Origin of the sequence: Streptomyces sp. UW30 (assembly GCF_008042075.1) — a bacterium.
Lineage (GTDB): Bacteria > Actinomycetota > Actinomycetes > Streptomycetales > Streptomycetaceae > Streptomyces.
Window position 1 is genome coordinate 1 of the sequence record NZ_RDBN01000029.1, and the last position, 11,600, is coordinate 11,600.

Genomic DNA, 11,600 nt, shown 5'->3' on the forward strand with positions numbered 1-11,600 from the left:
CCGAGCCTCACCGGCCTCGGCCCCGCCGTCGCCGTCCCCGTCGGAACAGGGGAGGACGGCGTACGAGGCGTCGTCCTGCTCGTCCGCGGAGCGGGGCAGACCGTGTTCACCGGCAAGGAGATCGAACCGCTCCAGGGCTTCGCCGCGCAGGCCGCCGTCGCCATGGAACTCGCGGAACGCCGGCAGGACGCGGCCGAGGTCGCCGTGCTCAAGGACCGCGACCGCATCGCCCGCGACCTGCACGACCTTGCGATCCAGCGGCTGTTCGCCACCGGAATGACCCTCCAGAGCGCGGGCCGCTTCATCGAGCACCCGGAGGCCTCCGAGCGCGTGGTGCGTGCCGTCGACGACCTCGACGAGACCATCAAGATCATCAGGTCGACGATCTTCGGCCRGCGCTCACGCGAGGGCGTCGCGGGCGCGGGACTGCGGGCGCGTGTGGTGCGGCTCGCCGGCGAGGCGGCGCCGGTGCTGGGGTTCGCGCCCAGCGTGCGGATGGAGGGCCTGGTGGACACGCAGGTGCCGCGCGAGATCGCCGACCACGTCGTCGCCGTGCTCTCCGAAGCCCTCACCAACATCGCCCGCCACGCCCACGCCGACCGCGCCGACGTTGCCCTGACCGCCGGCTCCCACCAGGTCCGCCTCACCGTCGGCGACAACGGCGTCGGCATCCCGGACGGCGGCCGCCGCAGCGGGCTGCGCAACATGGCCGAGCGGGCACGCCACTTGGGCGGCGAACTGGAACTGAGCAGTCCGGAGGGCGGAGGCACCACGTTGGTGTGGTGGGTGCCGGTACCGGCCGAGTAGGCCTACGACCGGGGGCCGTGGCGTGCCCCGGTCGGGACCGGCCGGATGGGCCGAACGTCCTCCGCTGTGGCCCATGTGCCTCTCGTTGCCGCCCTCGCCGGGTGCGACGGTGAGATCAGAGCCCCGGCTGTCCGACAGGGCAGCCCGGCAAAAGGTGGTGAGGACGATGACACTCCCCCTGGTCGTGGGCGTCGACGGATCGGACGCGAGCCTCCTGGCCGTCGACTGGGCAGCAGACGAAGCCGCCCGCGGTGATCGGCCGCTGCGCCTGGTGTACGCCTCCCTGTGGGAGCGCTACGAGGGCGCCGTACCGTCGACCGGACGTGAACGCCCCTCCGAGCGCGTGCCGGCCGAGCACATCGTCGCCTCGGCCGCCGAACGCGCCGCACTGCGACGGCCGGATGTGCAGGTGACGACCGGTATCGTCCCCGCGGACCCGGTCGACGCCCTACTGCGCGAAGGCAACAACGCCTTCGCCCTGGTGACGGGCGAGCGCGGCCGCGGCGAGCTGAAGGGACTGCTCCTCGGGTCGGTGAGCCTCGGCGTCGCCGCCCGCGCGCACTGCCCGGTGATAGTGGTCCGGGGCGACGAGACAGGACTGGTCGGCCTGCACGAGCAGATCCTGTTCGGCGCCGGGGACCCGGCCACCGGCGCGCAGGCCGTGCGCTTCGCCCTCCGCGAGGCCGAGGAACGCGGCTGCGCCCTGGACGCCGTACGCGCCTGGCGCCGGACCACGCTCGCCGAGAACCCCGCACACGAGCACGAGGAACGAGCGGCGGCCCGGCTCGACGAACTGCTGGGCGAGGCCGTGGCCGAACACCCCGGCGTCCGGGTACGCCGTACCACCGTCGAGGGCCCGGCCCCTCGGATCCTCGTGGACCGCTCGGCCACCGCCGACCTCCTCGTCGTCGGAGCACGCCACCGGCACGGCCACTTCGGCCTGCAACTCGGCCGCGTCGGTCACACTCTGCTGCACCACGCGCACTGCCCCGTGGCGGTCGTGCCGCAGATGGCGTGAACGTCCCTGGCACGTCGGGTGTGCGGCACGTCCGGGCGTGGCCGCCGGCCCTCCCCGTCGAGCTCTGGGGGGGACTTGCAGCGCGCCCCGTCCGGAGCCGACGCGAGCCGTCACGAAGCGCACCGGAGTCTCGATCACCAACGAGCCGTCGTCGCCGCTCAGTCCGGCGATCAGCGAACCGCGCGGCTCCTCGGAGACCGGCGCCGGGAGCCGCTCAGGTCATGGACGGCCGTATCTGGCATCACCGCGAATGGCGCGCCGACCTGGGCTGCTTCCGGCAATTGGGGCTGCCGGTACTGCCGGACTGACCGCGCCCGCGGCGAGATCGGCCTCGTTGCGAGGGCCTCGCTGCCCTTGTTAGGGTCCGATTCGGCTTCTCACCGTTGGGCTCATGCCTCGCCAACCAGCTTCTTCGGGTCCCGATGACCGTGGAGAAGGTGGGAGTCACACCACACAAAAGGGTTTCTCCGTGTTGGTGGTGGCAGTTCGGCCAACGGGGCCGTTCTTTCGTCGGGGCAGTGGTGCATTGTCCGGCGCCGGTTCTTCGGTGCCGTTTTTCCCGACGTGCCTCCGCCCGCAGAGTGCCCTTCGGCCACGGTCCTCGAGCTCCGCGACGCGTGAAATCAGCGCTCCGCTCATGCTCGTCGAGTGCGGACGTCCGGTGCTGAGCCACGTCCTCGAAGCCATGGCCGGTGCTCCGAGTTCATGGAGGTCATCGGAGTGACGGAAGTCAAAACGGCCGAAGCCCCAGTCACGCAACGGCCATGGCTGGTCCTGGCCATTATGTGCATCGGCTTTTTCATGGCGCTGCTGGACGGAAGCATCGTCAACATCGCCATCCCGACGTTGATCAACGGCCTGGACGCCTCGTACGACCAGGTGTTGTGGATCATCGACGGATACATGCTGGTCTTCTCCGTGCTGCTGATCACCACCGGGCGTCTCGGCGACATCTACGGGTACCGGCGGCTGTTCCTGATCGGCACCACCCTCTTCACCGTGGCCTCGGCCCTGTGCGGGCTCGCCGACACCCCCGACCGGCTGCTTGCCGCGCGTGTGCTCCAAGGGCTGGGCGGGGCGCTGCTGTTCCCCCAGGTGATCTCGTCGATCCTGACGATCTTCCCGCCCCGGCTGCGCGGCCGAGCGTTCGGGCTCTTCGGCGCGATCGTCGGCTTCGCCCCCATCGTCGGCCCGGTCGTCGGCGGTTTCCTCCTCGCCCACCTCAGCTGGCGCTGGATCTTCTTCATCAACGTGCCGATCGGCATCGTCACCGCCCTGCTGGCCGTGCGATACGTCCCCGTCATGCGGCCCGGCCGCAGCAGCAGCCTCGACCTGACCGGTGTCGCCCTGGCCACCGCCGGCCTCACCGGCATCGTCTTCGGCCTCATCGAGGGCGAGCGCTACGACTGGGGAACCATCAGCGGGCCGATCAGCATCAGCTCGGTCATCATCGCCGGCGTCGTGCTGCTGGTGCTGTTCGTCCTGTGGCAGCACCGCCGCAAGACCGACTCCCTGATGCCGCTTGCGCTGTTCAACGCCCGTAACTTCTCCGTCGGCAACGGCGTCGGATTCATCTTCCAGCTCGGGATGATCGCCATCGCCTTCGTCCTCGTGCTGTATCTCCAGACGGCTCGCGGTTACAGCGCGCTGGAAACCGCCGCGGTCATGCTGCCCAACGCCATCCTGACCGCGGTCGGTTCCACCTACGCCGGCCGGCTGTCCGACAAGTTCGGCGGCAAGTACGTCCTCATGGCCGGGCTCGCGCTGCTCACGGTCGGCCTGCTGGTCCTGGTCGGGTCCACCGACGCCGACAGCAACGCCTGGAGCCTGCTTCCCGGCCTGATCATCATCGGCATCGCCAGTGGCGCCACGTTCGCGCCGCTGCAACAGGCCACCATGGACGGCGTGAACCCTCAGTTGGCCGGCGCCGCCTCCGGCGTCTCCAACACGACCCGCCAGATGGGCGGCGTCCTCGGCACCGCCGTAATCGGCGCGCTCTTGTCCGCCCGGATCAACGCCGGTCTCCCGAACGCGGCCCAGGAGCAGGCCACTCGGCTGCCCTCCGAGCTGCGCGACAGGTTCCTGGCCGCTGCCGACAGCGCCGAGAACTTCAGCCCGCCCAGCCCACCTTCGGGCCTCAGCGGCAGTGAGACCGCCCTCTTCCAGCGCCTGGGCGACGAAGCCTTCTCGACGAGTTTCACCAACGCGATGCACACCACCTTCCTGGTCTCGGCCGCCGTCCTCGTCGCTGCGACCGTCCTGTGCGGCCTGTTCACGGCACCGCCCAAGCCGGACGCGGCCCAGGAAGCCAACCCCGAGGAGGAAGCCCGGACTGCTTCAGAGGGCTGACCCGACCCCGTCGGCCGAGCAGAGCGGGCGCACCACGCGCCCGCTCTCGCGGCCCGGGCCGCTCAGGCGAAGGACACCTCGGCGGTGGCGTGCCGGGCCTCGCGGTGGGTGGCGATCCGGAGCCGGGCGTGGCCGTCGGCGGGCACGCCGTCCGCGAGGAGGCGCTCGCCGAGGAATGCCGGGTGGTGCAGCCGGTAGGTGAGGGAACGGATCGGTCGCTCCGGCGCGTTCCTGCGGACCAGTTCCAGCATGAGCAGGGCCAGCAGCGGGCCGTGGACGACGAGCCCGGGATAGCTCTCCACCTCGCGCACATACGGGGTGTCGTAGTGGATGCGATGGGCGTTCGCGGTCAGCGCGCTGAATCGGAAGAGGAAGGTCTCGTCCGGCCGTAGGCGCAGCTGCCACGGGCCCTCTGGCCGCGCGGCGACCGTGTCGTCGAGCGTGGCAGGGTGCCGCGCGGCGGCGCCGTCGCCCGAGCGGTACACGATGTCCTGCTCCTCGACCAGACAGACACGTCCGCGCTGACGGAACTCCTGCCGCTCGGTGACGAACAGCAGCTCCCCGCTGCGCCCCTGCTTGGGCGTGACCGCGGCCAGAGCGCTGACCCGCTCGGCGGGCTCGCCCAGCCGCAGGGGCGCGGTGATCTCGCAGCGGCCGCCGGCGAACATCCGTCGCCGTTCGGGGATCGGCGGCAGGAAGCGGGCGTCGCGCAGATGTCCGTCGGGGCCGAGGGCGCGCTGGGATGGCCAGTGCAGGAAGTACAGCCACTGCCACAGCGGCGGCAGCGGATCACCGGACTCCGCGGCCGCGGAGGGCAGGTCCAGCAGCGCCGACAGGGCGGCCACCGGACCGGGCGGCAGGGCGTCCTCGTCGGCGACCGGCTGCGGATTCCAGGACTCCACGTAGGAGGCGAGGGGGGCGGGCATGCGCTGGCTTCCTCCTGAGTGGGGGAGTGGTCGGGCCGGGGGAGTGCCCGTCGGCGTGACGGGCGGCCCGCCGTACGTCAGAACGTGCTCAGGCCGAGTGCGGCGCGGAAGGCGTTCTTGTTCGCGACGCCGTCCCGGGGCGGCAAGGCGCGCGGTGGCTCGTCGGTGGCGATGAGGACTTGGGCGTACGTCGTGCCCGCGCGAGCCTTGATCCGGGCCGCGAGGTCCTCGGTCCGGGCCGGGTCGGTGATCCGGACGGTGTCACGGATGCCGAAGCCCCGGGCGACGGCGACCAGATCGGTGCCGAGGCCGGTGTGGCTGGGCTGCATCCCGGTCTCGCCGAAGTGGGCGTTGTCGAGCACAACGAGCGTGAGGTTGGGCGGGAGTTGGGCGCCGACCGTGGCCAACGTACCGATGCCCATGAGATGTTCGCCGTCGCCGGTGACGGCCACGACGGGGTGCTCCGGCCGGGCGAGGGCGAGACCCAGGGCGATCGGGGCCGCGGCGCCCATCGCGCCCCACAGGTAGAAGTTCGCCGGCCGGTCGCCGGCGGCGAACACGTCGTAACTGGGCGAACCGAGCCCGGACACGATCAGGGTGTCCTCGGGCAGGCGGCCGATCAGGTCGGCGACGAAGCGGCGCCGGTCCAGTCGTACGTCAGCGGTGGTGGGCATCAGTCGCGCTCCCACTTCTTTCGGCCGATCAGCTTCTGCCCGAGGAGCACGGCGACCCGTTCGCCTGCCCCGAACGCCGAGTCCAGGGCGGCCTCGACGGTCTCCCCGACCTCGTCGGGGCTGTCGGCGCGCAGGACGTTGATGCCCATCAGTTCCAGCGCCTGCCGTGTCGTGCGGCCCATGTGCCCCTGCCACGGGTTGAACTCGGCGTACTCGCCCCGCATGGTCACCAGTGTCAGGAACGGGAACCGGCACGCCTCCAGCAGCGAGAACATGTTGACGCAGTTGCCGACCCCGCTGCTCTGCATCAGCAGCACCGCCCGCTGCCCGCCGAGCCAGGCCCCGCTGACGACGCCCACGCCCTCTTCCTCGGTGGTCAGGACGACGTCGTGGATGTCGGGGTCCAGCTGGGCCTCACGGATCACGTAGGAGTGCCCGGCGTCGGGCACGTAGGCGATCTGCCGGACGTCGCGCTTCTTGAGGGCGACGAGGATGTCCTGCTGCCAGGTGGGTGGTGCGGGTGCTGGGGGTGTGACGGTCATGCCGCTCATCATGGGCACTGATGGATGGCGTTGAGAAATAGAAATGAGTGATCCCGGTATGCCCCGCCCGTATGGCTACGCGTCCGGCTGGGACTGGGACTGGGGCTGTGGCTGTGCAGAAGGCCATCTGCCCTCACTCACCGCCGTGTTGATCTGCCGTACGAGTTCGCGCGCGACCACCTCCACGGCGGGCGGCGTCCGGCCGGAGCGTGGTGTGGCGAGCACGATCGAGCGCCACACGTCGGGCTCGCACAGCGGCGCGGCGCTCAGTGTCCCGTTCGCGACGTCCTCGGCGATGCCGATGCCCGGCAGGATCGTCCAGCCGTGCCCGGCCAGGACGAGCTGCTTCTGCACCCGCATGGAGTTGGTCTGCACGACGATGTCCATGGCGGCCCCGGCCCGCGCAGCGGCGGCGTCGATCAGTGCGCGCAGGGCATGGCCCGGCGCCGGCATGACGAGCGGATGAGCCGCCGCCTCGACGAAGGGGACCGGACGATCGGCCCGCAGGCCTGCCGAGCCCGGAGCGACCGCCCACAACTGCTCCCGTACCAGCGGACGGGCGTTCAGCGACGGCGTGCTGTCCAGGTTGTACAGCAGGGTCAGATCCAGGTCGCCGTCGTCGAGCCACTGCTGGAGATGCCCGGAGTAGGCGGTCATCAGTCGCAGTTCGATGCCGGGGTGGTTCTGCGCGACGGCCGAGACGAGGGGCGCGGCCAGCAGGTCGACCTTGCTCTCCAGCAGACCGACGGTGACGATGCCGGTGACCGTCCCCGGCGTGGGCTGCACCTCGGCGCGGGCCCGCTCCAGCTCGTTCAGGGCGCGCCTCGCGCGGTCCGCCATGATCGTCCCGGCCTCGGTGGGCCGCATGCCCTGCCGGGTGCGTTCGAAGAGCGGGACGCCGAGTTCCTGCTCCAGGGTGCGGATCTGCCGGGTCACGGCCGGCTGCACCAGATGCAGCAACTCCGCGGCCCGGGTGACGCTGCCGACCTCGGCCACCGTGACGAGCGCCTTGAGTTGTCTGACGTCCATGCCTGTTCCACCGCCATCCGCACCGGGCATGCTGGCATCAGCGTTTGTTATTTCACGCATGATGTCATGAGCGACCATGATGAAGATCCAGCGGGTACACCCCAAGGAGAAGCATGAGCACCCTCGACATCCTGTCCGAGGACGAGCAGTTCGTCGTCCACACGGTGCGCGACTTCGTGGACAAGGACGTCAGGCCCGTCGTCCAGGAGCTGGAGCACGCCAACACCTACCCCGAAGCCCTCATCGAGCGGATGAAGGAACTCGGCGTCTTCGGCCTCGCCGTCCCGCAGGAGTACGGCGGCACGCCCGTCTCCACGCCCTGCTATGTGCTGGTCACCGAGGAGCTGGCCCGGGGCTGGATGAGCCTGGCCGGTGCGATGGGCGGGCACACCGTCGTCACCAAGCTGCTCCTGCACTTCGGTACCGAGGAGCAGCGGCGGCGCCATCTGCCCCGGATGGCCACCGGCGAGGTCCGGGCGGCGTTGGCGCTGACCGAGCCGGGCGGCGGCTCCGACCTCCAGGCGATGCGTACCGTCGCGCGTAAGGAAGCCGACGGCTATCTGGTGAACGGCGCGAAGACGTGGATCACCAACTCCCGCCGCTCCCAGCTCATCGCCCTGCTGTGCAAGACCGACCCGGACGCCAGCCCGCCGCACAGCGGCATGTCCGTCCTCCTGGTCGAACACGGGCCGGGTCTGACGGTCTCCCGCGACCTGCCCAAGCTCGGCTACAAGGGCGTGGAGAGCTGCGAGCTGTCCTTCGAGGACCACCGTGCGCCGGCGGACGCACTGCTCGGGGGAGTGGAGGGGCAAGGGTTCGCCCAGATGATGAAGGGTCTGGAGACCGGCCGCCTCCAAGTCGCCGCCCGCGCCCTCGGCGTGGGCCGGGCCGCCCTGGAGGACTCGCTCGCCTACGCGCAGCAACGCGAGTCGTTCGGCAAGCCGATCTGGCAGCACCAGTCCATCGGCAACTACCTGGCCGACATGGCGACTTCCCTCACCGCCGCGCGTCAACTCACCCTGTACGCGGCCCGTGAGGCGGACGCCGGACGCCGGGTGGACATGGAGGCCGGGATGGCGAAGCTCTTCGCCTCCGAGACGGCCATGCAGATCGCCCTCAACGCCGTCCGCATCCACGGCGGCTACGGCTACTCGACCGAGTTCGACGTCGAGCGCTACTTCCGGGWCGCGCCCCTGATGATCGTCGGAGAGGGCACCAACGAGATCCAGCGCAACGTCATCGCGAGCCAGCTGGTGAAGCGGGGAGGGCTCGACGCCTAGGCCGGCCGCACCGCCGTGTCAGGCACCCGGGCCACCCGTCACACGTCCACCCCATCCCGCTCAGGCCCCTTCACTTCGGCTTCAAAACCGTCGAGGAGATGGTGCAGTACATCGGCGCTACCTGGAGGGGCGGGCGGCCGTCACTCCCCGGGAGCGGGCTGCGGCGTGCACGGATGCGGCGCTCGTGCGGGTGGCCCAACTCGTCCGCGCCGTCCATGACATGACGCACGGAACCCCGTCGGCCGGCGACCGGGACGTCGTGTGCCACAACGATCTCGCCCCGAAGAACACGGTCTACGCGGTGGAGGGCGCCGACTGGTGGCCGACGGCCTTCGTCGACTGGGACCTCGCCGCACCCGGCGAGCGCGTGCACGACCTCGCGCACGTGTGCTGGCAGTACCTGGATCTGGGCCCGGGCGTCCCCGACGTGCGCGAGGCGGCCCGGCGGATCGCGCTCGTCCGCGAGGCGTACGGTCCGTGCGCCGGCGGCGAGGAGATCGTCGACGTGATCCTGTGGTGGCAGGACCGCTGCCGGCGGGGCATCGAGGCGGGCGCGGCGCGCGGTGAGCCGGCCATGGTGGGGCTGCGGGAGCGCGGGGCCGCGGCCGAGGTGCGCGACGCCTATGCGTGGACGGCCGAACACCGGCGTGAGCTGGGGGCGTTGCTGCTCTGACGCCGGGCAGGTCGACCCGGGTTCATCGGGCTTCGTCGACCCATGACGCCAGCTTTCCGTCCGGGTGGAGCGCGACGTGCAGCCCGTTGTTCTCGCCGTAGGCGGCACGGCCGTCGGCGACGAGTGTGTCGAGCCGCTTGCCGTCGGCGAAGACGTCGGCCTCGTAGTGATCGGCCGTGAGCCGGAAGATCTTCGCCGTCGTCGAGCCGTCCGCCAGCGTCGACGTGCCGATCAGGACGCGCTCGACGGCCTGCTCCGGCTTCGGCTCGGCCCGCTCGACCCAGGAGGAGACCTGGCCGTTCGGCCGGAGCGTGAAGTGCAGCCCGTTGTGCTGGGCGTTCGTGGGCATGCCCTGGGTGTACAACGTCCCGTACTTCGCGTCCTTGGCCCAGATCTCCGCCTCGTAGCGGTTCTCGCCGGTCTTGTAGACCTTCGCACGGCTGACCTGGTCCGCGAGCTTCACCGTCTTCACGTAGACGCGCTTGGCCTTGGCGTGCTGGGCCATGGTCGGCACGTTCGCGGTGGCGGGCGTGTGGGCGGCGAAGGCGCCGGCGGCCGAGACGCCCAGCGCGGTGGTGACACCGGCGGCGATCAGGGCGGTGCGCAGGGTGCGAGGGGCACGCATCAGTGAGTCGTTCCTTCGGTGGGGGTTCGTTCCGACCTCCTCGAAGCTACGGACCGTCCATCAAGGCTTCCCGTACGTCGTGTAACAGTCATTCGACGCATGCCGCTCAGAACGGATAAAACGCCTCGATTGACATGCAGGCGATTACCTGCATAACGTTGAGTGTGCGATCAGAGAGCGACCCCGCGATGGACAAGGTCTTCAAGGCGCTGGCCGACGACACGCGCAGACGGCTCCTGGACCGCCTGCACGAGGACAACGGGCAGACGCTGGGTGAGCTGTGCGCGCGCATCGACATGAAGCGTCAGTCGGTGACCCAGCACCTGGGTGTCCTGGAGGCCGCCCATCTGGTCAGCACGGTGTGGCGGGGGCGGGAGAAGCTGCACTACCTCAATCCGGTCCCGCTCCACGAGATCCAGGAGCGGTGGATCGACAAGTTCGAGAGCCCGCGCCTGCGCGTGCTCGGGGCCGTGAAACGACGAGCCGAGGAAGCCATGACCGACAAGCCCACATTCGTCTACGTCACCTACATCGAGAGCACGCCCGAGAAGGTCTGGGACGCCCTCACCGACGCCGACCTGACCGCCGCCTACTGGGGCCACAGCAACGTCTCCGACTGGCGGCCCGGTTCCCGCTGGGAACACGTCCGCACGGACGGTTCGGGCGTCGCCGACGTCGTCGGCACCGTCGTGGAGAGCGAGCGCCCGACCCGGCTGGTCACCACCTGGGTGGCGCCGGACGACGAGGGGCAGGAGGACAAGCACTCCAGGGTCACCTTCGACATCCGGCAGCACGCCGAGATCGTCCGGCTGACCGTGACCCACGAGGACCTGGCGGACGAGAGCGAGCGTGCCGACGCGGCCTCCGGCTGGGCGGCGGTGCTGTCCAACCTCAAGTCGCTGCTGGAGACCGGGCATGTGCTGCCGCAGGAGCCGTGGCTCGTGCCCGCCCACTGACACGCGCCGCCGCGGTGCGTGCGAACGCGAGAGGGCCGGTCCGCGGGTGCGGACCGGCCCTCGTGTCTTGCTCTCCCGTGTGTCGCTACGGCGTAGGGGCGCTCCTCGCCGCCGTACCGGCGCACATCAGGCCCAGGAGTACGGCCAGCGCGCCGATGACGATGTTGTTCACGACGACACCGGCGTCCGGGCTGTCCCCGACCACCCACGGCGCGATGATCATCCAGACGCCGATCGCGCAGAACGCCCAGCTGAGGCCGTACATGCGTTCCGGAGCCCGGGTGAACCCGAGGGCCAGCAGGCCGATCGCGATCCCCACGATCAGGTTGTGGGTCACCAGCGCGGGCTGGCTCGCCGTGTAGTGGAGTATCCAGGGGGATACGGCGCAGTACAGACCGAGCAGGAACACCGGCCCGTCCAAGAGCGTCACATCACGACCGCCGAGCATGCGGGCGTAGCGCTCCCGCATCTCGGATACATCGGGGTGACTGCTTATGTCACCTCTGGTGGGCGAGACGTTGGTCATGACTCGTCTCCTTTGACTCGCAGGCCTGACCGCGTCTGGTGCGGTGTGCGGTAAGCGCCGCCTCGATCCATTCTGCGCTTATTTTTTCCTTATGTGTAGAGGTGGGGGCGRGCGGTGCACGAGCCCTGGTGGCTGCCGGACGACGAGCGCGCCGCGCTCGGCTACCCGGACCCGATCGTCGACCTGTCGGAGGGG

Annotated in this window: 11 protein-coding genes and 1 pseudogene; 6 read left to right on the top strand and 6 right to left on the bottom strand. The window is 70.4% G+C overall.

What is annotated here, in order from left to right; all coding sequences use genetic code 11:
- The 3 genes from EAO75_RS14855 to EAO75_RS14865 form a co-directional block, all read left to right on the top strand.
- Positions 1–807, top strand: an 807-nt coding sequence (locus EAO75_RS14855; RefSeq protein WP_147995546.1) for a sensor histidine kinase, incomplete at its 5' end; no start/stop codon positions are given.
- A 166-nt stretch (positions 808–973) separates the two neighbouring features.
- On the top strand, positions 974–1,825 hold the full coding sequence (locus EAO75_RS14860; protein ID WP_147995547.1) for a universal stress protein: 852 nt from the start codon (positions 974–976) through the stop codon (positions 1,823–1,825).
- Positions 1,826–2,608: 783 nt separating this feature from the next.
- Positions 2,609–4,174: an MFS transporter gene (locus EAO75_RS14865; RefSeq protein WP_261989298.1), complete on the top strand. Its 1,566-nt coding sequence runs from the start codon at positions 2,609–2,611 to the stop codon at positions 4,172–4,174.
- A gap of 62 nt (positions 4,175–4,236) precedes the next feature.
- On the opposite strand, the gene EAO75_RS14870 is transcribed toward EAO75_RS14865, so the two are convergent.
- From EAO75_RS14870 to EAO75_RS14885, 4 genes are all read right to left on the bottom strand, one after another.
- The gene (locus tag EAO75_RS14870; RefSeq protein ID WP_147995549.1) at positions 4,237–5,100 is read right to left on the bottom strand and encodes a hypothetical protein; all 864 of its coding nucleotides are present in this window, start codon (positions 5,098–5,100) and stop codon (positions 4,237–4,239) included.
- A 77-nt stretch (positions 5,101–5,177) separates the two neighbouring features.
- Positions 5,178–5,774, bottom strand: a complete 597-nt coding sequence (locus EAO75_RS14875; protein WP_147995550.1) for a thiamine pyrophosphate-dependent enzyme — start codon at positions 5,772–5,774, stop codon at positions 5,178–5,180.
- A complete protein-coding gene (locus EAO75_RS14880) occupies positions 5,774–6,316 on the bottom strand; it encodes a phosphonopyruvate decarboxylase (protein WP_147995551.1) in 543 nt (180 codons plus the stop codon). Before EAO75_RS14880 ends, EAO75_RS14875 begins: the two co-directional genes overlap by 1 nt.
- Positions 6,317–6,391: 75 nt before the next feature.
- On the bottom strand, positions 6,392–7,345 hold the full coding sequence (locus EAO75_RS14885; RefSeq protein WP_147995552.1) for a LysR family transcriptional regulator: 954 nt from the start codon (positions 7,343–7,345) through the stop codon (positions 6,392–6,394).
- Between the two features lie 113 nt (positions 7,346–7,458).
- On the opposite strand from EAO75_RS14885, the gene EAO75_RS14890 reads away from it, so the two are divergent.
- On the top strand, positions 7,459–8,625 hold the full coding sequence (locus EAO75_RS14890) for an acyl-CoA dehydrogenase family protein (RefSeq protein WP_147995553.1): 1,167 nt from the start codon (positions 7,459–7,461) through the stop codon (positions 8,623–8,625).
- A gap of 109 nt (positions 8,626–8,734) precedes the next feature.
- Positions 8,735–9,298: pseudogene (locus EAO75_RS14895) on the top strand (phosphotransferase family protein); the annotation flags it as partial.
- Between the two features lie 22 nt (positions 9,299–9,320).
- Here the strand turns inward: EAO75_RS14895 and EAO75_RS14900 are convergent.
- Positions 9,321–9,923, bottom strand: coding sequence for a hypothetical protein (locus tag EAO75_RS14900; protein ID WP_147995555.1), 603 nt, complete (start codon positions 9,921–9,923; stop codon positions 9,321–9,323).
- 188 nt (positions 9,924–10,111) lie between these two features.
- On the opposite strand from EAO75_RS14900, the gene EAO75_RS14905 reads away from it, so the two are divergent.
- Positions 10,112–10,879, top strand: coding sequence for an ArsR/SmtB family transcription factor (locus EAO75_RS14905; RefSeq protein ID WP_147995557.1), 768 nt, complete (start codon positions 10,112–10,114; stop codon positions 10,877–10,879).
- A gap of 85 nt (positions 10,880–10,964) precedes the next feature.
- On the opposite strand, the gene EAO75_RS14910 is transcribed toward EAO75_RS14905, so the two are convergent.
- Complete coding sequence (locus tag EAO75_RS14910) at positions 10,965–11,405, bottom strand: SPW repeat protein (protein WP_147995556.1); 441 nt, start codon at positions 11,403–11,405, stop codon at positions 10,965–10,967.
- Positions 11,406–11,600 lie beyond the last annotated feature (195 nt).